General features: G+C 70.0%; 23 protein-coding genes. 9 read left to right on the top strand and 14 right to left on the bottom strand.

The genetic code is table 11. The features are described 5' to 3' along the window. Positions 1–48: 48 nt before the first annotated feature. Positions 49–1182 carry an acyl-CoA dehydrogenase family protein gene (locus AC5592_RS25385; protein ID WP_063065641.1) on the bottom strand — a complete coding sequence of 378 codons (1134 nt, stop codon included), beginning with the start codon at positions 1180–1182 and terminating at the stop codon, positions 49–51. Between the two features lie 9 nt (positions 1183–1191). Next, the gene (locus AC5592_RS25380) at positions 1192–2364 is read right to left on the bottom strand and encodes an acyl-CoA dehydrogenase family protein (protein WP_036504616.1); all 1173 of its coding nucleotides are present in this window, start codon (positions 2362–2364) and stop codon (positions 1192–1194) included. A gap of 373 nt (positions 2365–2737) precedes the next feature. Here AC5592_RS25380 and AC5592_RS25375 point away from each other — a divergent pair, with 373 nt between their 5' ends. Then, a complete protein-coding gene (locus AC5592_RS25375) occupies positions 2738–3385 on the top strand; it encodes a class I SAM-dependent methyltransferase (protein ID WP_063065640.1) in 648 nt (215 codons plus the stop codon). Here the strand turns inward: AC5592_RS25375 and AC5592_RS25370 are convergent. Then, a complete protein-coding gene (locus AC5592_RS25370) occupies positions 3382–5232 on the bottom strand; it encodes a DEAD/DEAH box helicase (RefSeq protein ID WP_083871153.1) in 1851 nt (616 codons plus the stop codon). The two genes, AC5592_RS25375 and AC5592_RS25370, sit on opposite strands and share 4 nt — an antisense overlap. A gap of 391 nt (positions 5233–5623) precedes the next feature. Between AC5592_RS25370 and AC5592_RS25365 the strand changes: the two genes are divergently transcribed. Both AC5592_RS25365 and AC5592_RS25360 read left to right on the top strand, forming a co-directional pair. Next, on the top strand, positions 5624–6415 hold the full coding sequence (locus tag AC5592_RS25365) for a carbon-nitrogen hydrolase family protein (RefSeq protein WP_036504690.1): 792 nt from the start codon (positions 5624–5626) through the stop codon (positions 6413–6415). A gap of 12 nt (positions 6416–6427) precedes the next feature. Next, entirely contained in the window at positions 6428–7072 is a 645-nt protein-coding gene (locus tag AC5592_RS25360) for a phosphoribosyltransferase (protein WP_036504618.1), read from the top strand. Positions 7073–7091: 19 nt separating this feature from the next. Here the strand turns inward: AC5592_RS25360 and AC5592_RS25355 are convergent, their stop codons facing one another. The 5 genes from AC5592_RS25355 to AC5592_RS25335 are packed head-to-tail and all read right to left on the bottom strand — an operon-like array spanning position 7092 to position 10893. Further along, complete coding sequence (locus tag AC5592_RS25355) at positions 7092–7631, bottom strand: gamma carbonic anhydrase family protein (RefSeq protein WP_036504621.1); 540 nt, start codon at positions 7629–7631, stop codon at positions 7092–7094. A 6-nt stretch (positions 7632–7637) separates the two neighbouring features. Beyond that, entirely contained in the window at positions 7638–8393 is a 756-nt protein-coding gene (locus tag AC5592_RS25350; RefSeq protein WP_036504623.1) for an ESX secretion-associated protein EspG, read from the bottom strand. A gap of 39 nt (positions 8394–8432) precedes the next feature. Continuing rightward, positions 8433–9806 (bottom strand): PPE domain-containing protein, encoded by a 1374-nt coding sequence (locus AC5592_RS25345; protein WP_157122185.1) that lies wholly within the window; start codon positions 9804–9806, stop codon positions 8433–8435. After that, complete coding sequence (locus AC5592_RS25340; RefSeq protein ID WP_051024903.1) at positions 9799–10233, bottom strand: hypothetical protein; 435 nt, start codon at positions 10231–10233, stop codon at positions 9799–9801. The genes AC5592_RS25345 and AC5592_RS25340 overlap by 8 nt, the downstream gene beginning before the upstream one ends. Positions 10234–10248: 15 nt before the next feature. Next, complete coding sequence (locus AC5592_RS25335) at positions 10249–10893, bottom strand: alpha/beta hydrolase (RefSeq protein ID WP_036504627.1); 645 nt, start codon at positions 10891–10893, stop codon at positions 10249–10251. Positions 10894–11117: 224 nt separating this feature from the next. Between AC5592_RS25335 and AC5592_RS25330 the strand changes: the two genes are divergently transcribed. Next, positions 11118–14432, top strand: a complete 3315-nt coding sequence (locus tag AC5592_RS25330) for a bifunctional RecB family nuclease/DEAD/DEAH box helicase (protein WP_232329544.1) — start codon at positions 11118–11120, stop codon at positions 14430–14432. Here AC5592_RS25330 and AC5592_RS25325 read toward each other — a convergent pair. Then, complete coding sequence (locus AC5592_RS25325; protein ID WP_063065673.1) at positions 14429–15607, bottom strand: amino acid deaminase/aldolase; 1179 nt, start codon at positions 15605–15607, stop codon at positions 14429–14431. The two genes, AC5592_RS25330 and AC5592_RS25325, sit on opposite strands and share 4 nt — an antisense overlap. Positions 15608–15660: 53 nt before the next feature. Then, positions 15661–16137, bottom strand: a complete 477-nt coding sequence (locus AC5592_RS25320) for a TetR family transcriptional regulator (RefSeq protein WP_232329543.1) — start codon at positions 16135–16137, stop codon at positions 15661–15663. 373 nt (positions 16138–16510) lie between these two features. Here AC5592_RS25320 and AC5592_RS25315 point away from each other — a divergent pair, with 373 nt between their 5' ends. After that, positions 16511–17302 carry a tyrosine-protein phosphatase gene (locus AC5592_RS25315; protein WP_063065637.1) on the top strand — a complete coding sequence of 264 codons (792 nt, stop codon included), beginning with the start codon at positions 16511–16513 and terminating at the stop codon, positions 17300–17302. Positions 17303–17326: 24 nt separating this feature from the next. On the opposite strand, the gene AC5592_RS25310 is transcribed toward AC5592_RS25315, so the two are convergent. Further along, positions 17327–18583 carry a class I adenylate-forming enzyme family protein gene (locus AC5592_RS25310; RefSeq protein ID WP_036504636.1) on the bottom strand — a complete coding sequence of 419 codons (1257 nt, stop codon included), beginning with the start codon at positions 18581–18583 and terminating at the stop codon, positions 17327–17329. 94 nt (positions 18584–18677) lie between these two features. Beyond that, positions 18678–19472, bottom strand: a complete 795-nt coding sequence (locus AC5592_RS25305) for an enoyl-CoA hydratase/isomerase family protein (RefSeq protein WP_036504637.1) — start codon at positions 19470–19472, stop codon at positions 18678–18680. A gap of 65 nt (positions 19473–19537) precedes the next feature. Here AC5592_RS25305 and AC5592_RS25300 point away from each other — a divergent pair, with 65 nt between their 5' ends. After that, complete coding sequence (locus tag AC5592_RS25300) at positions 19538–20575, top strand: glutathione S-transferase family protein (protein ID WP_036504638.1); 1038 nt, start codon at positions 19538–19540, stop codon at positions 20573–20575. 54 nt (positions 20576–20629) lie between these two features. Here AC5592_RS25300 and AC5592_RS25295 read toward each other — a convergent pair whose 3' ends face one another. Further along, positions 20630–21004, bottom strand: coding sequence for a VOC family protein (locus AC5592_RS25295; RefSeq protein ID WP_036504639.1), 375 nt, complete (start codon positions 21002–21004; stop codon positions 20630–20632). Next, complete coding sequence (locus AC5592_RS25290; protein ID WP_084507139.1) at positions 20979–21929, bottom strand: helix-turn-helix domain-containing protein; 951 nt, start codon at positions 21927–21929, stop codon at positions 20979–20981. Before AC5592_RS25290 ends, AC5592_RS25295 begins: the two co-directional genes overlap by 26 nt. 162 nt (positions 21930–22091) lie before the next feature. Between AC5592_RS25290 and AC5592_RS25285 the strand changes: the two genes are divergently transcribed. The 3 genes from AC5592_RS25285 to AC5592_RS25275 are packed head-to-tail and all read left to right on the top strand — an operon-like array spanning position 22092 to position 24555. Continuing rightward, entirely contained in the window at positions 22092–22838 is a 747-nt protein-coding gene (locus tag AC5592_RS25285; protein WP_051024904.1) for a hypothetical protein, read from the top strand. Beyond that, positions 22835–23764, top strand: coding sequence for an ATP-binding cassette domain-containing protein (locus AC5592_RS25280; protein WP_036504641.1), 930 nt, complete (start codon positions 22835–22837; stop codon positions 23762–23764). Before AC5592_RS25285 ends, AC5592_RS25280 begins: the two co-directional genes overlap by 4 nt. Then, positions 23761–24555 carry an ABC transporter permease gene (locus AC5592_RS25275; RefSeq protein ID WP_232329542.1) on the top strand — a complete coding sequence of 265 codons (795 nt, stop codon included), beginning with the start codon at positions 23761–23763 and terminating at the stop codon, positions 24553–24555. Before AC5592_RS25280 ends, AC5592_RS25275 begins: the two co-directional genes overlap by 4 nt. The last annotated feature ends 162 nt before the right edge of the window (positions 24556–24717 follow it).

Raw genomic sequence — 24717 nt, 5'->3', positions numbered from 1 at the left:
CGCGGATTCGCGACGACCACCACCCTCACCGGTGCACCGGCGTGCGGATCAGAGTTCGACCAGGCCGTAGTCCCCAACCCGGCTGCTCAGCACGCCCAGATGTTCGCGCCGGCCACCGAAGGTCTGGTCCACGGCGGTGAGCCGGGCGACGTAGTGGCTGACCGGATATTCGGTGGTGATACCGATTCCACCGTGCATCTGCACCGCTTCCTGCGCGACGTGGCGGGCGCCGCGGCCGACCTGGAGGCGGGCCCGCGACAGCGCGATCGGATCGACCGTGCCCTCGGCCAGCGAGGCGGTCGCGTAGAAGCTCATGCTGCGAGCCAGTTCCATCGCGACGTACATATCCGCGGCGCGCTGGGTCAGGGTCTGGAACTTCGAGAGCGTGACCCCGAACTGTTTGCGCGTCTTGAGATATTCGGTGGTCAGCCGCAGCGCCTCACCCATCGCGCCGATCGATTCCGCGCACAGGCTCGCCTGGGCGGTCGCGATGGCGGTGGCGACGGCCTCGGTGACATCGCCGGCCTCGGCGGCGCCGAGCAGTTCGGCCGGAGCCGAGGCGAATTCGATCTGCGCGCCCCGGCGTTCGTCGAACGTGCGGTAGGCGGTGCGGGACACGCCCTCGGCATCGGCGGCCACCAGGAACAGCCGCAGCACACCGTCCGGCCCGAGAGCGGTGACGACCAGCTCGTCGGCGCAATCACCGTGCGGCACCCGGCTTTTCACACCCGAGAGCCGGTAGCCGTCGCCGTCGGCGGCAGCAGTGGTCGCGACCGTGATCTCCGGCCAGCGCGAACCGGCCTCCTCGTGCGCGAAGGCCAGCAGCCGGGATCCACCGGCCACCTCCGGCAGAATCCGCTGCCGCTGGTCGGCGGTCCCGAGGGAGGCGATCAGACCCCCGGGCAACAGGACCGCGTCCAGCAGCGGTTCCGGGGCGAGGCGGCGGCCGACCTCCTCCATGACGACCATCGTCTCCACGGGTCCGGCGCCGACGCCACCGTCCTCCTCGCTGAAAGACAGTCCGAGGACGCCCAATTCGGCCAGCTGCGACCAGACGTCGCGACTCCAGCCGAGTTCGGTGTCGAGTACCTTCAGCCGGCTCTCCGGGTCGTAGGCACGGGCCAGCAGATCACGCACCGTCTCGCCCAGCATGACCTGTTCATCGGTCAGTTCGAAATCCATGGCAGCGCCTCACAATCCGAGGATGGTGGAGGCGATGATGGTGCGCTGCACCTCGTTCGAGCCTCCGTAGATGCTGGTCTTGCGGTAGTTCAGATAGGTGGGTCCGGTGCGCTGCGCCCAGTCCGGGGCGGCGATGTCGTCGGCGCCGACCGGCACCGCGTCCGGGCCCGCCACATCGAGCATCAGCTCGGTGGCCGCCTGCTGCAATTCGGTACCGCGCAACTTCAGCACCGACGACACCGGATTCGGTTTGCCCTCGGCGGAATTGGCCACCACCCGCAACAGCGTCAGTTCGAGCGCCAGCAGTTCGTTCTCCAACTCGGCGACGCGGGTAGCGAAAACCGGATCCTCCAGCAGTGTGCCGGAGCCCGTCGGAATCTGTGCCGCATGCTTTTTCGCGGTGGCGATCACGACCTTGGTGCGACCCACGCCGGCAATACCCGTGCGCTCGTTGCCGAGCAGGAATTTCGCGTAGGTCCAGCCCGCATTCTCCGCACCGACCAGTTGATCGGCGGGGACCCGCACGTTTTCGAAGAAGACCTCGTTGACCTCGTGCCGGCCGTCGATCAATTTGATCGGCCGCACGGTGACGCCCGGCGAATTCATATCGAAGAGCAGCATCGAAATACCGGCCTGCTTCTTCGGCGCATTCGGATCGGTGCGCACCAGGCAGAAGATCCAGTCGGCGTACTGGGCCAGCGTCGTCCAGATCTTCTGGCCGTTGACGATGTAGGAATCACCGTCGCGCACCGCGGTGGTGCGCAGCGAGGCGAGATCGGATCCGGCGTCGGGCTCGGAAAAGCCCTGGCACCACCAGATGTCGAGGGCGGCGGTCGGCGGCAGGAAGCGCTGCTTGAGTTCCTCCGAGCCGAATTGCGCGATGACCGGGCCGATCATGTTCGCGTTGAAGGTCAGCGGCTCGGGTACGCAGGCCAGCTGCATCTCGTCTTCCCAGATGTGGCGCTGCATCGAGGTCCAGTCCTGGCCGCCCCACTCCACCGGCCACTTCGGCACCGCGATGCCCTTGGCGTGCAGGAGTTTGTGGGCGGTGACGATGTCCTCGCGGGAGAGTTCCCGGCCGTTTTCGACCTTGTCCCGGATCTCGGCCGGTATCTCGGTCCGAAAGAACGTGCGTAGTTCGTCCCGGAAGGCCACCTCGTCGGGTGACAGGGCAAGTTTCATGGGCATCTCCCACCGTATTTCGTAGGTCCGAATCGAATCTACGCCTCGAATCGAACCGCTCGTCGACCGGATCATAAACGACGAATCGCGCCCGGTGCCGCGATCCCGAGCGGCCCGCTGCCGCGGCCGGCGCGAAGGAACCTTTAGGTTGTGGCGAAATGGCCGTACCCTGCGCAATTCGCGATGTGCAGATTAAGTTAATCGCAATTCGCATGCGTTCCGGCGATTTCCCCGCCACGGTAAACGCGCGGGGCGATCGACGCCGGGATGCGGGCCGGTTTGCCGTTTCGGCAAGAATCCTTGCCGGCGTTCCGGCGCTCCGGTGATTCTGGGTGCAGGCGCCGACGGGGCGCCCCGAGCGACGAGGAGTCTCATGTCCGCCACATCACCCACCGAGCCCGCGGTGTTCTGGGAGCAGCGGTATCGCGACAGCGACCGGGTCTGGAGCGGGAATCCGAATCCGTTGCTGGTGCGCGAGACCGCGGATCTGCGGCCGGGCCGCGCCCTGGATCTGGGCTGCGGCGAAGGCGCCGACGCGGTCTGGCTGGCGGGGCAGGGCTGGCGGGTGACCGGCGTGGACATCTCGCAGACCGCGCTGGAACGCGCCGCGGCCCATGCCGAGCAGGCCGGCCTGGGCGAGCACATCGCGTGGCAGCGCCACGAACTCGGGCGCACCTTCCCGGACGGCAGCTACGACCTGATCAACGCCCAGTTCCTGCAGTCACCGGTGGCACTGGACCAGGACGGTGTGCTCCAGCGCGCGGCCGAGGCGGTGGCGCCCGGCGGCACCCTGCTCATCGTCATGCACGCCGGCTGGCCGACCTGGATGACGCCCGAGGAACATCCGTTCGACGCCATCTTCCCCACCCTCGACGGCGTCCTGCACGCCCTGCGCCTCGGCGAGGAATGGACCGTTCGCACCTGCGAGCCGGTCGAACGCGCGCTGACCTCCCCCGACGGCCGCTCCGGCACCCGGGTCGACAACGTCTGGCGTCTCTCCCGCGCCGCCGCCGGTGACTAGCTGCGCGGCTTGCGGCGGTCGTATTTGCGCGGGCCCTCGCGGCGCGGGCCGCGGCTCAGGGAACGATGCGACGGCGGGCCCTGGTCCAGCTGCAACTGGATCAGGACGCCACTGATCCTGGTGCGCCGCAACGCATCCAGGGTCTCCGACGGCAGATCGGCGGGAAGCTCGACCAGGCTGTGGTCGGGGCGGATGCTGATATGGCCGAAGTCGCTGCGACGCAGACCGCCCTCGTTGGCGATGGCGCCGACGATCGCGCCGGGAACCACACGGTGCCGTTTGCCGACCGCGATGCGGTAGGTGGCCATCTCCGCGTCGGTGGCGCGATGACGCTGCGGACCGCCCTCGGGACGACGCTCGCGGTCCTCGCGCGGGGCCCGTTCGCGGCGCGCCGGGCGGATCGGCTCGGGCTCGGCCTCCATGAAGAAGTTGTCGCCGTCGTGGCCCCCCACCGCCAGAGCGGCGGCGATATCGGCGAGCGGGATGTTGTGCTCGGCCTCGTAATCCTCGATCAGCTTGCGGAACAGCGCGAGATTCGACGCCGACAGATTCTCCGTGATCGCGTCGTGGAATTTGACCACGCGCTGGGCGTTCACGTCGTCGACGCTGGGCAGCTGCATTTCGGTCAGCGGCTGGCGGGTGGCACGCTCGATCGCATCCAGCAGCCGGCGTTCGCGCGGCGCGACGAACAGCAGCGCCTCACCGGTGCGCCCTGCCCGGCCGGTGCGGCCGATGCGGTGCACATAGGACTCGGTGTCGTGCGGGATGTCGTAGTTGACCACATGCGAGATGCGGTCGACGTCGAGTCCGCGCGCGGCCACATCGGTGGCGACCAGGATGTCGAGGGTGCCGGACTTCAGCTGGCCGATCGTGCGTTCGCGCTGGTTCTGCGCGATATCGCCGTTGATCGCGGCGGCCGAATAACCGCGCGCGCGCAGTTTCTCGGCCAGTTCCTCGGTGGCCTGCTTGGTGCGCACGAAGAGGATCATCGCCTCGAACGGCTCGACCTCGAGAATCCGGGTCAGGGCGTCGAGTTTGCGCTGATGCGAGACGTGCACCCAGCGCTGGGTGATGTTGGTGTTGGTCGAGGTCTTGGATTTGACCGTGATCTCGACCGGATCCTTGAGGTACTGCTTGGAGATCTTGCGGATCACCGACGGCATGGTGGCCGAGAACAGCGCGACCTGCTTCTCCGCGGGAGTGTCGCGCAGAATGCGTTCGACGTCCTCCTGGAATCCCATCTTCAGCATCTCGTCGGCCTCGTCGAGCACGAGATACCGCAGCTGGGTGAGATCGAGGGTGCCGCGTTCGAGGTGGTCGATGACCCGGCCCGGCGTGCCGACGACGACCTGCGCGCCGCGCCGCAGACCCTGCAGCTGGACCGCGTAGTTCTGACCGCCGTAGATCGGCAGCACGTGGATACCCGGCAGATGTGACGAGTAGCGGCCGAACGCTTCGGCCACCTGGATCGCCAGCTCGCGGGTCGGCGCGAGCACCAGCGCCTGCGGCGGCTTCGGCCGCTTGTCCAGGCCCATCAGAATCGGGATCGCGAAGGCCGCCGTCTTACCGGTACCGGTCTGGGCCAGGCCGACGACGTCGGCGCCCGCGAGCAGCGGAGGAATGGTGGCCGCCTGGATCGGCGAGGGAGACTCGTAGCCGACATCGGCGATCGCCGCGAGCAGCCGATCGTCGATGCCGAGGTCGGCGAACGACGGCTCGGTCACGTCGCCGCTGTCGCCGGGGTACCCGGTGGCGGCGTCCGCGGGCCCTTCGTGGTTGCGCTCGTCTGCGCCTTCGGGCCTGTCGCCCTCGCCGCCGGGCACGCTGTCGACCGATGAGTTGTTCATATTGACCAGCAGTTTAATGCCTTGCGGTGGCCGCCCGGACCATCGGGCCAATACGGTGAGACCTATGCAACCGCAGCAGCCGCCCTTGCGCGACGTTCCGGAATCCGCCGAACCCCTGCGGCCCACCGCATCTGCGCCCGCCGAGCCGAATTCTCGCGAGGACGCCGGCGCGCTCGTGAGTGACGAATCCGACACTGCGGACGCACCCGGAACCGCCCGGCCCGACACCGGAATCTCCACCGCCGACGCGATCGGCAGTCCCGTCCCGATCGTGATCACCTACTCGACCACCGCGGAGGCCGGGCGGCCCGCTCCCGCGGTGAGCGGTGGACTCGAACCCCGGCCCGCCGCCCGACCGGCACCCGCCCCGGCTCCGGCGCGGGCGGTCGATATCGCGGTCGTGCAATTCGGGCCGTACACCGACAAGTCCGCCAATCTCGCCGCGCTGCGCGACCATGTTCGCGCCGCCGCCGAGCACGGTGCGAAAGTGGTTGTCGCCCCGGAATATTCGATGTTCGCGGTGAAGCGGCTGGACGAACGGGTGGTGGCGGCGGCCGAGCCGATCACCGGCCCGTGGGCGAGCGAATTGCGCGGGCTCGCCGCCGAATTCGGGGTGCACGTGGTCGCCGGCGTCGTCGAGGCGCCGGGCGGGCAGATCACCGACCGCATCTACAACACACTGATCGCGGCGGGCCCCGATGCCGAGTTCGCGGCGGTCTACCGCAAGGTGCACCTCTACGACGCCTTCGGATTCCGCGAATCGGAGGTGGTCGCTCCCGGCCCGATCGAGGATCCCGCCACCTTCACCGTCGACGGCGTCACCTTCGGCCTGCAGACCTGCTTCGACCTGCGCTTCCCGGAGGGCTGCCGCCGGGTGGCCGCCGCGGGGGCGCAGGTGTTGTTACTTCCCGCGCAATGGATTCCGGGACCGGGCAAGCTGGATCAGTGGACCACGCTGCTGCGCGCCCGGGCCATCGAGAACACGGTCTACGTGGCCGCCGCGGACCACTGCGCCCCGCGCGGCGCGGGCGCGTCGATGATCGTCGACCCCTCCGGCAATCTGCTCGCCGAACTCGGCGATGCCCCCGGTATCGCCACCAGTCGCATCGACCTCGATCACCTGCGGCAGATCCGCACCACCAACCCGAGCCTGAGCCTGCGCCGATTCACCGTCGAGCCATAGACTGGTGGCACCATGATCTATCCGGATCGTCGGTCGGCCGGTCGCACGCTGGGTGAATCGCTGTCGCACCTGCGGGCGTGGCATCCCCTGGTGCTGGGACTGCCGCGCGGTGGGGTGCCGGTCGCGGCCGCGGTGCGCGAGATCATCGGCGGGGATCTGGATGTGCTGCTCGTCCGGAAGCTCGGCGTGCCCTGGCAACCCGAGCTGGCGATGGGCGCCATCGGTGAGGACGGGGTCCGGGTTCTCAACGACGACGTGCTGCGGCAGACCGGTGTGCGAACCGAACAGATCGCCGCCGTGGAGCAGGCCGAGCGCGCGGAACTGTCGCGCCGGCAGCGCATGGTGCGCGCGCAGGTGCCGCGGGTGCCGATCGGCGATCGCACGGTGGTGATCGTCGACGACGGGATGGCCACGGGCGCGACGGTCGCCGCGGCGTGCCGCGTGGCGCGGTCGCACCGGCCGCGATGGATCACGGTGGCGGTGCCGGTGTCCTCGATCGAGGCGATGGAGCGGCTGCGCGGCCTGGCCCGGGAGACGGTGTGCCCGCTGATTCCACGCTCCCTCGGCGGAGTCGGCGGGGCGTATCGCGATTTCCATCAACTCGACGACGAGGAGATGCTGGACCTGCTGCCGACCGCGCACCACCCCGGCGGCTGAGGAACCGCGCCGGCACGAATCACTCGCTCTCCGAGTCGATCTCGCGCACCCCTTTCCGATGCCGCTGCGCGAGGTCGGCGTAGTAGCCGGGGTTGATCTTGACCCAGCCTTCGGCCTGGGTGCCGGCGATGGGGCGTTTGACCTGGGCCGGCGCTCCCGCGGCCAAGACGCCCTCGGGGATCTCGGTGCCGGGCTGGACCAGCGAGTGCGCGGCGATCATCGAACCGGCGCCGATCGTGGCCATATCGAGGACCGTGCTGCCGTTGCCGACGATCGCCTCCGCGCCGACGCTCGCGCCGTGCAGCACCACGCTGTGCGCGATCGTAGCGCCGGGCCCCACCTCGACGGGCACGTCGGGCGGGGTGTGAATCACGGTGTTGTCCTGCACATTCGCCCGTTCGCGGACGATGATCGGCGCGAGGTCGGCGCGCAGCACGGCCCCGTACCAGACCGACGCGTTCGCCTCCACGCGCACATCGCCGATCAGGGTGGCGGTCGGCGCGATGAACGCGGTCGGATCCACCTGGGGCCGTTTACCTTCGAATTCGTAGCAGGGCATGCGTTCTCACCATTCGTTGTCGTCGGCGACCACTCGTTCCGCGGCCGCGACCATCGGGCGCAGGTGCGCGGCAAAGGTTTCCGCGGTGACACCGACGATATCCACCTCCGCACGGGTGCGGACCGCGTAGCGGCCGTCGCCGGCGACGTCGATCCAGCACAGCACGCCGAGCGGGCGCATGCTGTCGTCGGCGCGGCGCGCGGAGACCACGATCTGACCGATGCCGTCGCGAGGCTGTTTGAGCAACCGCCGCATCCGCGCGGTAGTGGAGGGACCGGCGACCGGCACCGTCACCAGATCACGACTGTCCTCACGCACCCGGTCCAGTGGTGCCGTGCGACGCGGTTCGCTTCCGGCCGGATACTCCGGCAGCAGCGAGACCACCCGCGCCGCGAGGGAGGCGGAATTTCCGACGAACAGCCGCACGTCGCCGCCGCGATCGGCCGCGTCGCCGTGGCGCTGGGCCGCGACCACCGTGATGTGGCCGGCGGCCGCGCCGAGCACCCGTACGGGCCGGGCCTCCGGCGCGCCGCATTCGCCGAAGACCTCGACGCATACGGTGGGCCGGGCGAGCAGCCGCAGCGCCGCCTCCAGATCGGGGTCCACGGTGCGGTCGCACCACTCGGTCAGCTCCGGCAATTGCGCGGCCCGTTCGGCGCTGTCGCGGGCGGACGACCGCACCGCGAGCGGATACGGGATCCGGTCACCGTCGATCCGTTGCCATGCCATCGCGAATTGATCGGGTGTCAGCGTCCATTTCACCGCCGCCGGCCCGCCTCGTCCGCCGCCGTCACCGCGCGGTCAGTCATCCTCGGACCATTCGCCCAGCACGGGCGGGGTGGTCGGGTCGAGGATTCCGACCAGTTCGCCACCCGGCTCGGCCGGTTCGAGGAAGGTCGGCTCGTCGTCGAATTCGGAGTAGTAGTCCTCGTCCTCGTCCTCGTCGCGGCGGATCGGCTTCGCCGCCACCGGAGTCGACGGACCCTGCCGCACCGCATCGCCCGCGGCGAACGCGCCCCCCGCCAGGCCGCCCACGATGCCCGCCCCCATTCCGGACATCGAGTCGGCGCCGGGGTTGTGGTCCTGGTCGTGGTCGTCGCGCTTGGCCGAATCGGAGTTCTGCGCGGTCGACGCCGGGGTGGTGGCCGCTCCGGCGGGACCCACGGCGGCGGAGACCACGTCTGGCTTGCCTCCCGGTGCCGCTGCCGCCGGGGCGAATTGCGCGGTGTTCGACGGTTTCGGTTGTGTGACAACCGGTTTCGCGGTCGCGGCCACCGGCGCATCGGGTACCGTGGCGGCCGCAATCGTGCTGTGCACCGGAGTGGGAACCGGGGCGGAGGGCTCCACGAGCGTCGGTGCGGCAGCGGCGGGTGCGACGGCCGCGGGACGATCGGTTGCCTGCTGATCACCGCCGGGCCGATCACCGTCGGCCGGGTCGCCGGCGGGTGCGACGGGCCGATCCGCCGAAGCCGCTTCCGGGGCCTGCGGTCTGTCCACCGTCGGCGTCACCTGGGCGCCCGTCGCCCGCCCGATCAGATCCGCACTGCCGCCACCCGGCGCGGTCGCCTCGTTACCCGGTTGTACGACAGCGGGATTCGGATACATGCCGCCGTCGGGAAACGCCGGCACACTGTCGCCGGTGCGCAGAAAGACGCCGGCATAGACCGAATCCATCACCCGCACGGCGTCCTGGCGCAGGTTCTCGGCACTCTTCTGCACGGCGACGTTTGCGGTGGCCTGTTTCGGATCCAGCAGTGCCGCTTCCAGATCCGGATGGGCCGTCACCTGTTGCGAGACCGAGGCGCGCAATGTCTCGGCTGCGTCGTTGGCCTGCGCGAGTCGTTGTCCGACAACCGCCATCACATCGGACAGCTCTTGGCCCAGTCGTTCGAAGGCGGTCACCGCGTCGGCGGCCAGCTGCGCGGCGCCACCGCGCCAGCCGTCGGCGATGGCGCCGCGAATTTCGGTGTGCGCGGACTGGACCGCGTCGGCCATGGCGGCCGCCGAACTCTGCCAGGCCTGGCGGCCCGCGGTGATGATCTCGGGATTCAATTCCTGCACCCCACGCTGAATATCGCGATGGGTGAGGTGGTCGAACATCTCGACCGTCGGGGCGTAATCCGGATCGGTATGCCCCTGCGCCGGCGGTGTCCCGTTGCCGCTGACCCTATGCATGTCCCACCCCCACCGGCTGCGACGGCGTTACGACCACCGGGGGTGGTGCGGCCTTGCCGATCGCCGCGGCGGCATCGGCATCGTGCTGGGCGTAGGCGGCCGCGGCCGCGCGCAGGGCCTGCGCCAATTGCCGTGCGGCATCGGCGTATTCGCGTAACCGATCGACCGCGTCGGCGGCCTTGCCCTCGAAGCCGCGGCGCAGCGAGTGTCCCGACTCGAAACCGCCGAAGCCCGGCAGGGACGCGGCCGCGCCGAGTGTCCGGATCTGCTGCTCGACCTGGTCGGCCAGCGACTCGTAGCGGCGCGCGCAGCGCTCGTGGGTGCCGTCGCCGACGAGTACGCCGTCGATCCACAGCTCTCCGTCGTCGACCGCCTGGGCCAGCGCACCGACATCGTTGCGCAGATCCCCGGCCTCTTGTGACTGCATCGCGGTCCCCCTTTCTCAACCCACTTCCGCGGCGCCGTGACGACGGTCCGCGACCTCGCGGATCCACTCCGCGATATCGGCGGTGACCGCCGCGTGCACCGGCTCGTGCAGCAAATCGTGCCCGGCATCGGTGTACTCGTGCAACCCCACCGACGGGTGCCGGGCCGCCCACGCACGCGCGGAGTCGATCGGTGCGCGGCGGTCGTCGACGCCGTGCAGCGCCAGCATCGGCAGTCCGGGCGGGAGGGCGGCGGGCGATTCGACGGCCCGCTTCGGCGTCCCGGTCAGCACCATGCCCGCGCACCCGGACATCTCCGGCAGCGACAACGATGCGAGACAGGTCGCCGCGCCGAGCGAGTGGCCCGCCAGGAACAGCGGCGGATCGGGCCGCTCGGCGCGCAGCACCCGGACCAGCGCCGCGGCGTCGCCCGCGAGTTCGGGCAGCGTTCCCGGCGCCCCCGGATCGCCTTCGCTCAACCCCTGGCCGGCGGTGTCCAGGCACCAGACCTCGATACCGCGCGCGCCCAGGCCCCGCCCGAGCCGATGGTAATGCCCACTGTGCTGGCCGGTTCCGGGCAGGAACGCCACCAGTGCCGGCGGCCGCTCCACCGGCCACCGCCGGTAGTGCAGTCGACCGCGGGCACCCTGGAAGTACGGCATCAGCCCATTGTCACGGGCAGGCCGTCCGCGAGCCGTCCCGGCCCGGCGAAGTGAGGCCGATATCCGACACGCCCCCCTCACGCCACGCCGTACGACCTCGAATGATTACGCTGTTGCGCGACTCGGCACGCGAGCGGGCGTCGGCCGCGTGCGGGTGTCCGGACTCAGGAGGGCCGCGATTGATTCTGTTCGGTGATCGTGTCGTGTGCAGCACCGATGACCTGATGAGGGCAGCGCGCTGCGAATTCGCGCTGCTGCGCGCGCTCGATACCGAACTGGGCCTTGTCCTTTCGCCTGATGCGACCGATGCGGTGCACTTCCCGCTCGGCTCGGACGCACTGTCGGACGAGGTGTTCGACGATGTGTACGCCGCCCTCGATGCGAGCGTGATCACCATCGATCCGCCGGCCGCCGCCACCGCCTCGGAGTTGCGCGGCGCACACGACCGCACCGTCGCCGCACTCGGCACCGACGCGCCCGCGATCTTCGGGGCGACATTCTTCGACGGGACCTTCGCGGCCGGATGCGCCGTTCTCGTCCGCCGCGACGACCCCGCACCGGTGCGCACGCGGCGGACCGCGGCGCCGCCGGACATCGTCGCGTCCGACGAGGCCGGGGCGGCGGCTGTCGCCGACGCGGTCCACGAAGCGCCGCCGATCCCGGATTCCACCTTCGTCCTGTACGTCCGCTCGTCGTCGTCCGATGTCGCGGCGCTCATGGAGGCTGCCGCGTGTGCGCGCCTGGTGCGAGACAACGGGTTCGACGTCGATCCGTGGGTCCGGATCCGGGATGCCGCGGGTGCGGAGCGGATTCACGAACTCGGTCCGGCCGAGACCGTCTACGCGGCGCGGCGGATTCGGCTCGCCGCGATCCTGACCGCCAAACAGGACGAACTGCTGCCCGTGCAGTGGGGAGACCGCCGCTATCTCGCCTGCGGGCGATGCGCGAGCTGCACCGCCGAACTGGTGGCCGGGCGCGATCTGCTGCTGGTGGCCGGTATGCGGCCGTCGGTGCGGGCGCAGCTGCGTGATGCCGGCATCACCACGGTCGATCGCCTCGCCGCCGCGGATTCGTCGGTGACCGGCGTTGCGGTACAGACCTTTTCGACGCTGCGACGGCAGGCCGAACTGCAGTTGCGCCGCGAGCGCACCGGACGCCCGGCCTACGCGGTCACGGATGCGGCCGCCTTCGGTGAGCTGGCCCCGCCCGATGCCGGCGATGTCTTCGTGGCGGTCGCCGGGTCGGCCGTCGGCGTCGGCGTCGCGGCGCGGAGTGCGGACGGCGGCGACGGGGTGTTCCTGTTCCACGCCTTCACCGCGCACGATCCGGTGGCGCTGCTCGAATTTCTCGCCGATCGCCAGCAACACCACCCCGACCTGCGGATCTACCACTTCTGCTCGCCGATCCGGACGCTGCTGGCCGACCTGTGCGCGCGCTGCGGCGCCGACGAGGAGACCGCCGACGACCTGCTCGGCGCCCTGCTGGACCTGTATCCGATCGTGCGGTCCGCGCTGCTGATCGGTGCCCGGACCTACGATCTGCCGGAAGTACTCGGCCTGCTCGATCCCGACGCGGAAGCGATCCGCGCCGACCTCGAATCGGCTTGTGCGGCAACACTGCGCCTGCGCGAGCGACTCTGCGAACTCGCCGCCGAGCACGACATCCAGCCCTGCCCGGTCCCGCGTCGCACCCTCGCCGAACAACCGGCCGCGGTGGAGGCGGCGCTGCGCGAATTCGCCTTCGACTACGACGAAACCCGCAGCGCCGGACAGCAAGCCGCCGCCATGATGGCCGCGGTACTGGGTTATCACCGGCGTGAGCGGCAGCCGCTGCACTGGGCGCACGAGGACCGCCTGCACCGGCCGATCGGCGAATGGGCCGATACCCCGGGCGTTCTCGTCGCGGACTGGGCCAGCGTCGACACCAAATGGCAGCACACCGACGACCGGCCGATGCGGCGCTACCTGAAGCTCACCGGCCGGCTGGGCACCGGTCGCCCGCCGCCGCCGGGCACCGCGGTACGCACGCTCTACGATTCGCCGGTGCCCGACCTGCCGGCCACCCCCGGCCGGCGCGCCACCGCGGCGGCGACGGTGCTCGGCTTCGCCCTCGACGACAACTTCGACGATGTGGTGCGGGTGGAGGAACTGCTGCCGCCGGGGTGTGCCCCCTACGACGAACTGCCCGTCGCCATCGTGCCCGATCCGCCGGGCCGCGACGACAATCTGGAACAGGCGCTGAACGCCGTGGCGCACGATCTGCTGGTCAGCCTGCCGGACGTCCCCTTGACGGCTGCCTTCGACCTGCTGTGCCGGCGACGGCCGCGGCTGCACGGATCGACCGCGCTCCCACAGGTTTTCGGCGACTACGCGGCCGCGATCACCGCCGCGGTGCTCGATCTGGACTGCTCGTATCTCGCGGTGCAGGGACCCTCCGGCACCGGCAAACTCGACACGACCGCGCGGGTGATCGAGCGGCTGGTCACTCGCTACAAATGGCGCGTCGGTGTGGTGGCGCAAACGCATTCGGCCGCCGAGGTGTTGCTCGACGCCGTGGTCCGCGTGGGTGTCCTGCCGGAACTGGTCGCCAAATCGGATGTGCACAGCGTGGCGCCGGAATGGCTGGGGATCGCCGCCGACCGCTATCCGCGCTTCCTCGACAACGCGGTGAACGGTTGTGTGATCGGCGGTCTCACAGGCGATTTCACCGATCCCGAGCAGGTGACGCCGCAGAGTCTGGATCTGCTGGTGATCGCCGACGCCGGGTATTTCCCGCTGGCACAGGCGATCGCGGTGGGTGCGTCGGCGCGGAATCTGTTGCTGGTCGGCGATCCGGCGCCGCTACCGGGCACCGGCGTGCACCCGGAGCGCGTGCACGAATCGGCACTGGGCCGCATCGTCGGCGACAACCCCACGGTGCCCACGGCTTTCGGCTATTTCCTGGAACGCACCTGGCGAATGCATCCGCAGGTGTGCGGGCCGGTGTCGTCGCTGCGCTACGGCCGCCGGCTGCGCTCCAACGAGACGGTCACTCTCGCCCGCGAACTCGAGGGCGTCGCGCCGGGCGTGCGCGCGGTACCGGTCGATCATCACGGCAACAGCACCGAATCCGCGGAGGAGGCCCGCGAGATCGTCCGCCAGGTCCGGTCCCTGCTGGGCCGCACCTGGCGCCAGGGCGTACTCACCCGGCGGCTGCATCCGCACGACATCCTGGTGGTCACGCCCTATCACGCGCAGGTGGCGCGCATTCGAATGCTGTTGTCGCGAGCCCGGATCGAGGATGTGGTGGTCGGCACCGCCGATCGCTTCCGCGGGCGGGAGGCGGCGGTCGTGCTGATCTCGATGACGACCTCGGCCCCCGCCGACGCACCGCACGGAATGGACGACCTGCTCTCCCGGCACTGGCTGACCACCGCCGTCTCCCGGGCGATGTGGTCGGCGATCATCGTGGCCTCGCCGCTGCTCACGGACTATCTGCCCGAGACACCCGAGCAGCTGCCCGATCTGGCCGCCTACCTCGAACTGACCGGGCGCGGCTAGCCGAAGTTGCGGCCCTCGCCCCGATACGTCGGCACCGTGGTGCGCCGGTCGTCGGCATCGACGACATGGATGGCGTCGAAGCGTTCGCACAGCTCTCCGGCCTTGGCGTGGCGCATCCACACCCGGTCCCCGACGGCCAGGTCCGCGGCGCCCGTGAACGGCGTCTGCACCTCCCCCGCGCCCTCGGTGCCGATCAATCGCAAACCCTTGGGCCACACCGGTTTCGGTACGCGCGACGCACCGGCCGGACCGGAGGCGATATAGCCGCCGGCGAAGACGGTGGCGATGTCGGCGGCCGGGCGGCGCAGCACCGGCAGCGCGAAATACAGCGCCGGATGGGGTGTGAACGCGCGATATCCGTCGAACAGGGTCGGCACGTAGAGGCCGGATCCCGCGGTCACCTCGGTGACCTCGGGCGCTGCCACACTCACCTCGATCGACCCGCTGCCGCCGCTGTTGACGATCTCGAGTTCACCGGCCACCGCACGCACCGCCTCCAGCACCCGCGTACGACGCGTGCCGATTTCGGCCGCGGAGAGCCGCTTGACCAGCCGCACCGCGGGATTGGTGTCGGGCAGGCCGGCGATCTGGGCCTCGTAGGTCATCACACCCACCACCCGGAACCCGCGCTCGCGCGCGACCCGGGCCAGCCGCTCGGCCTGCTCGGGCGTCCGGATCGGCGATCGGCGCACCCCCAGGTGCAGCGGGCCGACTCGCAACGAGGCATCGACGTCCAGGCATATGCGCGGGCTGATTCCGGCGCCACCGACCGCGGCGCGAATCAGATCCAGCTGCGCGACGTCGTCGACCATCAGCGTGATCGAGTCGAGCAGGGTGCTATCGGCGCCCAAGTCGGCCAGTGCGGCGCGATCGACGCTCGGGTAACCGAGCAGAATGTCGCGCGCCCCGTGGCCGGCCAGCCACAGCGCCTCACGCAACGAATAGGACATGATGCCGGCGAATCCGCCGCGGCCGGTGAGCTGCGGTCCGAGTACTTCCTCGAGGACCGCGCGGCAGCGCACCGATTTACTGGCCACCCGGATCGGCACGCCGCGGGCCCGGCGCACCAGGTCCGCCGCGTTGGCGCGCAGCGCGCTCAGGTCCAGCGCGGCCAGGGGCGGATCGAGGTCCGCGGTGGCGGCGTGCAGGTCGGCGATGGGCGACGCGTCTGTCACCACATCAGCCAATCACGAAACTGGTCATACGTCCAGGAGTGCTGGGCGCGTCGTTACCGATCGACCGCCTTGGTGATCAGCGTCGCGACCAGATCGTCCAGCACCACGAGTGTGGTCTCGTCGTCACCGTCGGCGAGCCAGCGCAGAACCGCGCCCTGGATCACGGCCAGCACATACGCCGAGATGGCCGTGACCGGCTCGATCCACTGGGTGTTCGAGCGCTCCGCGCAGGCGTCCAGCGCCGCACCGACCTCGGCGTCCAGATCGCGCAGCCACTCCGTCGCCGAGAGCCCGGAACAGTCGGCCTCCCCCTCCCAGCGGCGACGTAAGGCGCTGATCGTGAGATCCAGCGTGTGCACCTGCCGTTGCGGCGTGGCCCGGATGGCCGACCACATCGCACTCACACCGGCATGCAGCACCACCCGCAACGCGCGCGTGCCCGTGCAATCGCAGGCGGCCGACGCGGCGTCGATGGCCTCCTGCACGATCGGCCGCGGCCGAACCTGAATCATCTCTCCACTAGCGCTCAACGACGACTCCCTCGGCGAAAGAACTCGCGCACCTCGCCTGCGCGGCTCGTTCAACGGGCATCCGATCCACGGTGACCTGTTCCGAGTTCTACCCCGGGCGACCCGTTCAACATCCGTCAATGTTAGAGGGTTTTCGGGGATCGTGACCAGGTTCGATAGGCCGTTCCGTACTGAAAGATTGTTTTGTTACCTCCCCGACACACCCCGCGCGGTGGTTCGGCGGCGGATCCGCCACGGTCAGCGTGGGCGGCGCCCGGGCGCAAACGCCCAAAACTCTACGGCCTCCCGGCCGGAATCGTTATATCGATGTGGGCGAGCACACAGGTGACCCAACGCCACCCCACCGCCGCGAACCCGCCGATAACCTGGAGTCGTGACAACGGTGCGCCCCGATCATCTCCACATTCCCGGCACCTTCAACTACCGCGACGTCGGCGGCCTGCGCACGGCGAGCGGGACCAGGATTCGCAGCGGAGTTCTGCTCCGGTCGGCCCAGCTGTGCCGGCTGGACGAACGCGGACACGACATCCTGCGCCGGCTCGGCGTCGCCACCGTGCACGATCTGCGCGGGCCCGGTGAAGCCGACCGGATGGGCGTCGACATCCTTCCCGACGACGTGCGCCTGGAGGTGACACCGTTCCACTCCGGCGTCGGCGCCGCCCGGGCCCCGCACGAGGCCCCGCAGGAACCGGCGCTGCCACCACACGAGGCGGCGGCGCGCGACGATGCCTCGACGACCAGCCGCCATCTCGATCTGCTCGAGGTCTACGCCGAATTCCCCTCGATGCCGGAGGCGGGCGTCGCGATCACCGCCATGGCACGGTCGCTGGCCCGCGGCGACGGCGCGGTGCTGGTGCACTGCGCGGCCGGTAAGGACCGCACCGGCTGGGCGATCGCCACCCTGCTGCGCGCCGTCGGCGTCACCGAGGACGACGTGCTGGCGGACTACCTGCTCAGCAACGAGGCGGTCGAATCGCTGGCCGCCGACATCGCGCGCAATTCCGGCGAGCCGCTGCCGCCCGCGCTGCTGGGGGTGAGCATCGAATACCTCGCCGCCGGCACCGAGGCCATGCACCGCCACTACGGCACCATCGACGGCTATCTCGAGTCCATCGGCATCACGCCGCAGCTGCGGGCCGCCCTGCACACCCGCCTGCTGGAGTGAACCGGTACCGGCGCACCGCAACGGCTATCCGGTGCGGTGGACCAGACCGTCGGTATCGATGCTGACCTGATTTCCGGTGTGGAACCAGCTGCCCGTGAACCGCGATTCGGTGGTCTGCGGGTCGTTCCAGTAGCGCGGGGTGATATTCGGTCCGCGACAGAGCAATTCGCCGCTACCGACCCCGGCCCGCGGCCCCCACAGCGCCAATTCCGTACCGCCGAACGGGAATCCGAGAACGTCGCGGCCGGGCGTCGCGCCGCTGTCCACCCGTGCCAGTCCGATACCGCTGGTTTCGGTCGCACCCCAGACCGACCACTGCCGGGCCAGCGGGAACACCTCGCGCAGCGCCTCGGCGACGATTTCCGCGGTGCCGGCGTCGGTCGCGGCCAGTTCGGCGCGATGTCCCGCACTGCACACCTGGCGCACGCCCTCCGCCCGCAATCCGGCGAGTTCGGGCAGCAGGCCCGCGAAGATGCGGGGCGTCGCGGCCACCATATCGATGCGTTCGGCGACGATCGTCTCGGCGATCATGGCGGGGTCCGGGGCGAGCACGACCGTGCCGCCCACGGCGAAGGTGGGCAGCAGTTGATCGACGCAGCCGCTCGCGTGGGCCAGCGGCATCAGGACCAGATTGCGCAATCCCTCGGTCGGCAGATCGAAGGCCCCCACCACCGAACGCACCGCCGACAGCAGATTCTCGTTGGTCAGCTCGACACCGCGCGGACCGCCCGGCGCCTCCGAAAGACCCTGGCCCGCGGCGCCGCTGGTGTAGCACAACAAAGCGAGCTCGGTCAGCGAGGCGCCGTCGTCGATGAAGGCCGCACCGTCGGGGAAATCGGCGTAACCGGCTTCGGCGCCGCCGCCGTCGAGGACGAAATCCGCGCAGCTGTCCGCGATCACCTGGGCGGCGACGGTATCGGGCAGTCCGTCGTGCACCAGCACCGGCACCGCACCGGACAGCAGGGCGCCGAGGAAGGCCTGAACCCAGCGCGCACCCACCGGCATCCGCACGGCAACCCGGTCGCCGTAGCCGATTCCGTGTTCCTGCAGCCCGCCGGCGATCCGGGAAGCGGCATGCCACAGCTGCCGGTAGGTCAGCCGCGGCCCGCCGATTTCGACGACCGCCTCCCGGGCCGAGAACGCGTGTACCTGCACATCGAGTAGTTCGGTGAGGGCCGGATTCAGATTCCCGTACCGCAGCACGCCGTCGGCTCCGCGAGCAAGAGGGTTGCCGCACCACGGATTTCGCGTCTGCGGATATTCGATCAGAAGCTGCGTCATCAAGTCCCTCCGGATGCCTCGATCAACAGGCACCTGTGACTATATGACGCAGATCACAATCGTGGGGCGTTAGGCGACAAAGATGTCCGAGCGATCACCGCCCGGTGTAGCTCGCCTTCCCCGGGCCCACCTCGAGGAAGCTGCGCACCGCGCCCCGCAAATCCTCGGTGTCGAACAGTTCGCCGGAGACCTTGGGCGTCACCGAATCGGCATGTTCCACGCCGCCGGACCGCCAAGCCTCGATGATCTGCTTGGTGGCCGCGTGCGCCCGAGTCGGGCCGTCGGCGAGGCGGGCGGCCAGCGCCCGGGCCGCGGCGTCGACATCCTCGTGCACCGCGTTGACCACACCCCAGTCGGCCAGGGTGGCGGCGTCGTACAGGTCACCGGTCATGACCAGTTCCCGGGCCCGGCCGGAACCGGCGCGCTCGGCCAGTCGCTGCGGGCCGCCCATCGACGGCGTCAGGCCCACGACCGTCTCCACCAGCCCGAACTTGGCCTTCGGCGCGGCCAGCAGAATGTCGCAGGCCAGCGAGATCTCGAAGGCGGCGGTCAGGGTGAGTCCATGGGCGGCGAAGACCACCGGGCACGGCAGCGCCTCGACCGGGTGGATGATGCCCTGGAACAGGCGCTGCCACAGCTCGGCGCCCTGATCCGCGCTCAATCCGTCGAATTCGTGGACGTCGACACCGCCGGAGACCACCTTGCCCTCGGCGCGGATCAGCAGCGCCCGCGGCGGGTTCGCGGTCAGCTCGGCGAGATCGGTGGCGAGCGATCCCAGCAGCGCCGAATCGAACAGGTTCAACGGCGGATGGTCGATGGTGATGATCGCGAGCTGGGCGCCGGCCTCGGTCTCGGTCCGCTCCAACCGGGTGGGTTTCGAATCGCTCATCGGCCGAATCTATCCAGAAGGGGACGTCACCGGTACCCCGGCCACCGGTCTGCCAGACTGGTGCGGTGGATACCTCGCCGACCGAGAACGCCGGTTCGAACACCGCGACCTATGTCGAGCCCGGCGAATTCAAGCGCGACACCAACTACATCACCACCCGGATCACCGCCGACGGCCGCGACGGCTATCCCGTCGAACCGCAGCGCTATCGGCTGATCGCGGCGCGGGCCTGCCCGTGGGCCAACCGCACCCTGATCGTGCGGCGGCTGCTCGGCCTGGAACAGGTGATCTCGCTGGGGCTGTGCGGGCCGACCCATGACAAACGCAGCTGGACCTTCGACCTCGATCCGGGCGAGGTGGACCCGGTGCTCGGCATCCACTTCCTGCGCGATGCCTACCTCGCGCGCGATCCGGAGTATCCGCGCGGCATCACGGTTCCGGCGGTGGTGGACGTGCCGACCGGACAGGTGGCCACCAACGACTACCCGCAGATCACGCTCGACTTCTCCACCGAATGGACGCAGTTCCACCGGCCGGGCGCGCCGCAGCTGTATCCCGAACCGCTGCGCGCCGAGATCGATCAGGTGAATCGGCGCGTCTACACCGAGGTCAACAACGGCGTCTATCGCTGCGGCTTCGCCGGCAGCCAGGACGCCTACGACGCCGCCTACGACCGGCTGTTCACCGCGCTGGACTGGCTGTCGGAACGGTTGAGCGACCAGCGCTATCTGGTCGGCGACACCATCACCGAGGCCGATGTGCGGCTGTTCACCACGCTGGTGCGGTTCGACCCGGTGTATCACGGCCATTTCAAGTGCAATCGGAACAAGCTGACCGAACAGCCGGTGCTGTGGGCGTACGCCCGCGACCTGTTCCAGACTCCCGGCTTCGGCGATACCGTCGATTTCACCCAGATCAAGCGGCACTACTACGTCGTGCACAGCGATATCAATCCGACCGGAATCGTGCCGAAGGGGCCGGAACTGTCGGGCTGGCTCACGCCGCACGGGCGAGAAGCGTTGGGCGGCAAGCCCTTCGGCGACGGCACCCCACCTCCGCCGCCCCTGCCCGCAGAACGCGTTCCGGCCGCCGACTGGGTCTGACGGTCACCGATGCGCGGAGGCGGCAGTCCGCCTCCGCACCGGATCGTCGTTTCGTTATGCGGTGGTTCCCGCGTAGGTGCCGAAGCTCCAGAACACGCCCTCCGGATCGCGGCAGGTGAACCCGCGCGAGCCGTAGTCCTCGTCGCGAAGTCCGCGCACGATGGTCGCCCCGGCGTCGCGGGCGCGTTCGAAGAGGCCGTCCGGATCGTCGACGACGATGTACACCGAACCGGTCCCGGGCGGCTGCTCGCAGAGCGCGGAATCGTCGCGCTGCGAACCGAGCATGATCCCGCCGCCGCCGGGCCAGCCGAGTTCGGCGTGCTGGACCACGTCGCCGGTGCCGTAGCGGGCGACTTCGACGAAGCCGAAGGCCCGTTGCAGGAAATCGATCGCCGCCGGGGCGTCACGGTAGATGAACGTCGGCCACACCGGGGCCGTCGTCGTTGCGGTTTCGGTGGTTGCGGTTTCGGTCGTTGCGGTATGGGTTGTTTCGGTCATGCTCCCAGCCTTTCTCGCTCGGTATCCCGTCGTCTTGGACGAATGGGAACACCTCGCGGGCACGCCACACCGAGGGCGGGCAACCGGCCGATTCGCGCCATTCGCGGGCCATATGGGCCTGGTCGTAGTAGCCGGTCGCGGCGGCCACCTCGGCGATGCTCACCTCGGGGCGGCGCAACAGACGATGGGAGACCTCGAACCGGGTCAACCGCGCCGCCTCCTTCGGCGTGATGCCGAACTCACCGGTGAATCGCGCGGCCAGATATCTTCTGCTCCAGCCGATGTCGTGCGCCACCCGGGCGACCGCGGGTGCGCCCGCGGGGTCGGTCAGCAGCCGCCAGGCTCGGCGGAGATTGGCGTCCATCTCGAGCCGGCGCGGATCGAGCGCGGCGACCCGCGCGCAGAAGACCTCGTCCAGCACCGCGAACCGCGCCCGCCAGTCGGAGGTCGCGGCGATCCGCTCACGCACTCGCTCGGCGTCGGGCCCCAGCAGGTCCGACAGGTCGACGATCCACTCCCCCAGCTCACCGGCCGGAATCCCGAACAGCGCCCGCGCACCCAGCGGTGTGACCGCCAATTGGATGCCGTGCTGGTAGCCGTTGTGCGCGATCAGTGTCGGTCGCAGGGTCAGTCCGCCGGCCAGCGCGTCCCAGCGGCCGCCGGCCTGATCGGGATGGGAGGACACCGGCACATCGATCGGTTCGCCGATGGTGAGGATCACGGTGATCGTGGTACTCGGCATACCGACGTGCACGCCCGGGTCGAAGCCGTGCAGGAAATATCCGTCGTAGCGGCCGAGGTAGGGCCGCAACGACGGGGCCGGCAACCGGCGCGCTCCCGCGGAGACACCACTCACCTCCTCCACGGTAGGCGTCGCGCGGGCCCGGCGGAACCGGACCCGGGCGCGATTCGTTGCACGGTCGACGGCCGTATCGGCCACCGTCGCCGACTTCGTCCGCGGCCGTCGGACCGGCACCACTAGAGTTTGTGCCGACCGGACGAGAGGGGTGCGTTACCGATGTTCGACAGCGGCGTGGAAAAGGCCGTGCGGTCACTGCTGGACAACGGGGCACAAGTGCAGGCTCCCGCGGTCGCGAAGTACGTCGACCGGTTCCGCCGATCCCATCCGGACGAGAGTCCGGCCCAGATCCTCGACCGGCTCGAGAAGATCTACCTCACGACCGTGACCGGCAGCGGCACCGCGGTCGGCGCCACCGCCGCCGTCCCGGGTGTCGGAACCCTGACCTCGCTCGCGGCGATGAGCGCGGAAACCACCTTCTTCATCGAGGCCTCGGCCGTCTTCACCCTCGCCGTCGCCGCCGTGCACGGCATCGCCCCCGAGGACAAGGAACGCCGGCGCGCGCTGGTACTGGCGGTGGTGCTGGGCGAGAGCGGTATGGAGATCGTGCAGCAGAGCGTGGGCCATTCGGCCAAGAACTGGGGCACGCTGCTGGCGGAGCGGATACCGGGTATCAAGGGGATGAACGAATCACTGATGAGGCGGTTCGTCGTCCAGTTCATCACCAAACGCAGCATGCTCATGTTCGGCAAGGTGCTGCCGGCCGGAATCGGCGCGGCCATCGGCGGATTCGGTAACCGGGCGCTGGGGAAGAATGTGATCGCCAACTCGCACAAGGCATTCGGGCCCGCGCCGATGCGGTGGTCCGGCGGTACCGCGCGCGGCACCGTGATCGACGCGGATCCACTTCCGGCACTGGGTGATCCGGACGGCACCGCCTCCGGTTCGACGGCCGAGCAGCGATGAGCGCGGCTCGCTCGCTCGCCGTCTCGATCAGCGGACTGCACAAGCAGTTCGAGGGTCTCGTGGCCCTGCGCGACGTCTCGTTCACCGTTCCGGCCGGCACCACCGCGGCCCTGGTCGGCCCGCCCGGCTCCGGAAAATCCACGCTCATCGACATCCTGCTCGGATTGCTGCGCGCGGATTCCGGTAGCGCCGAGGCCCCGGGCGGCGGCGGGATCGGCGCGGTACTGCAGCCGCGCGGTCTGCATCCGGCCCGGACCGTGCGAGCCCAGTTGCGGGTATACGCGGCGGCGGCGGGCGTGGACGACGATCGGGTGGACGCGATGCTCGCGACGCTGCGCCTCGGCGAGGCCGCCACGACGCGGGTGCGCGATGTCCCCGAGGGCCTGCGCACGCGGCTGGCCTTGGCGCAGGCACTGCTCGCGCAGCCCCGTCTGCTGGTGCTCGACGACCCGTTCGACGGTCTCGAATCGGCCGAGCGGGCATGGCTTTTCGATTATCTGCGGGCTCATGCCCGGCGTGGTGGGACCACCCTGTTCACCTCGCAGAGCCTCGCCGCGGCCGTGCCGGTGTGCGATCAGGTGATCGTGCTCTCGGCCGGTTCGGTGGCCTATCAGGGCAGTCCGCGCCGGCTGCGGCGCAACCACCCGGATCGGCTGGTGGTCGCGGCGTCGAGTCCGATCGCGCTGGCCACGACGCTGGCCGCGCAGGGTTTCACCGACGCGGTCATGCGCAGCGACGGCAGGCTCGCCGTCGCCGACGCGTCGCGCAGCGAGATCGAGGCCGCCGCGGCGCTGGCGCGGGTCCACCTGGGCGAGGTGGTGGCCGAACCCGTCCATCCGGATCGGGTCCTGGCCATCCTCACCAAATCGTCCGCGCCCCCGGCCTATCCCGCCCCCGCCCCTGCGACCATGTACGGAACGCGATGATGCTGCCGACCCTGCCCACCGTTCCCGCCGAGGTGAGCCGGGCGGCGACCGCCGAACTCCGCAAGATCACCGCGGTGCGCTCGGGATGGCTGCTGCCCCCGGTGCTCGCGGCCGTCGCCTTCGTCGTCGCCTCGGCGTCCGCGGTGCGCGGCTCGGGTCCGCAACCGCACGAAGCGCTGGCGACCGGGACGGCGACCGTCGGGTTGTATCTGGCGATCGCGGTGGCGGTGAGCGCGGCGGCGATCGGCGGCGCGGTCACCGCGGGCGACGAGTACCGCTACCGCAGCATGGGGCTCACCGCGCTGTTCACGCCCGACCGAGATGTGCTCTTCGGCGCGAAAGCCGGTGTGGCCGCGATCTATTCGCTGGTGCTCGCGGCGTGTGCGGAGGTCGGCGCGGCGGTGGGCCTGCTGGCGTTCGGGCGGCACACCGTCGAATTCGGCTGGCGACTGGTCGGGGTGTTCGGCGGTGGCCTGCTCGCGGCGGTGTGCTGGGGCGTGATCGGCGTGAGCCTGGGGTTGCTGGTGCGATCGCCGAACCTGGCTGTCATCGCGATCGCGGGATGGCTGTTCATTCTGGAACCGCTGATCTGGCTGGTCGCCAAGGGGGCGGGAATCGCGGGCGTCGTGGTGCTGCTGCCGGGTTCGGCCACCATCGGCACGGTCGCGGTCGGCTCCTTTCCCGAGAGTCCGTTCCTGCCGCCCAATGCGGCCTCGGCCGTGGTGCTGGTGATCTGGGCCGTCGCCGCCGGGGCGGCCGGTTGGTGGTACCTGCGCACGCGCGACATCTGATCCGCGCGGATTCACCCGCACGGGGTGCGGGAGACACCGGGTGTCGGGGCCCGTCGGTACCGTCGAATCGACATGAACGACACCGAAACCCTCGACTCCGGATCCGGCCGCGACGCCGGCTCGGCCGCAGCGGCACCGTCCCGTGAGCGGTCCGCCCGCGCG

Origin of the sequence: Nocardia violaceofusca NBRC 14427 (assembly GCF_963869435.1) — a bacterium.
In the GTDB taxonomy this organism is placed as follows: domain Bacteria; phylum Actinomycetota; class Actinomycetes; order Mycobacteriales; family Mycobacteriaceae; genus Nocardia; species Nocardia aobensis.
This window is presented reverse-complemented; position numbering and strand designations above follow the sequence as displayed.

Excerpts from the sequence above, each read along its gene's own strand:
- AC5592_RS25310 (WP_036504636.1), bottom strand. The coding sequence starts at position 18,583 with ATGACGCAGCTTCTGATCGAATATCCGCAGACGCGAAATCCGTGGTGC.
- AC5592_RS25380 (WP_036504616.1), bottom strand. The coding sequence starts at position 2,364 with ATGAAACTTGCCCTGTCACCCGACGAGGTGGCCTTCCGGGACGAACTA.
- AC5592_RS25345 (WP_157122185.1), bottom strand. The coding sequence starts at position 9,806 with ATGCATAGGGTCAGCGGCAACGGGACACCGCCGGCGCAGGGGCATACC.
- AC5592_RS25355 (WP_036504621.1), bottom strand. The coding sequence starts at position 7,631 with ATGCCCTGCTACGAATTCGAAGGTAAACGGCCCCAGGTGGATCCGACC.
- AC5592_RS25285 (WP_051024904.1), top strand. The coding sequence starts at position 22,092 with ATGTTCGACAGCGGCGTGGAAAAGGCCGTGCGGTCACTGCTGGACAAC.
- AC5592_RS25305 (WP_036504637.1), bottom strand. The coding sequence starts at position 19,472 with ATGAGCGATTCGAAACCCACCCGGTTGGAGCGGACCGAGACCGAGGCC.
- AC5592_RS25385 (WP_063065641.1), bottom strand. The coding sequence starts at position 1,182 with ATGGATTTCGAACTGACCGATGAACAGGTCATGCTGGGCGAGACGGTG.
- AC5592_RS25370 (WP_083871153.1), bottom strand. The coding sequence starts at position 5,232 with ATGAACAACTCATCGGTCGACAGCGTGCCCGGCGGCGAGGGCGACAGG.
- AC5592_RS25280 (WP_036504641.1), top strand. The coding sequence starts at position 22,835 with ATGAGCGCGGCTCGCTCGCTCGCCGTCTCGATCAGCGGACTGCACAAG.
- AC5592_RS25330 (WP_232329544.1), top strand. The coding sequence starts at position 11,118 with ATGAGGGCAGCGCGCTGCGAATTCGCGCTGCTGCGCGCGCTCGATACC.
- AC5592_RS25375 (WP_063065640.1), top strand. The coding sequence starts at position 2,738 with ATGTCCGCCACATCACCCACCGAGCCCGCGGTGTTCTGGGAGCAGCGG.
- AC5592_RS25340 (WP_051024903.1), bottom strand. The coding sequence starts at position 10,233 with ATGCAGTCACAAGAGGCCGGGGATCTGCGCAACGATGTCGGTGCGCTG.
- AC5592_RS25360 (WP_036504618.1), top strand. The coding sequence starts at position 6,428 with ATGATCTATCCGGATCGTCGGTCGGCCGGTCGCACGCTGGGTGAATCG.
- AC5592_RS25335 (WP_036504627.1), bottom strand. The coding sequence starts at position 10,893 with ATGCCGTACTTCCAGGGTGCCCGCGGTCGACTGCACTACCGGCGGTGG.
- AC5592_RS25275 (WP_232329542.1), top strand. The coding sequence starts at position 23,761 with ATGATGCTGCCGACCCTGCCCACCGTTCCCGCCGAGGTGAGCCGGGCG.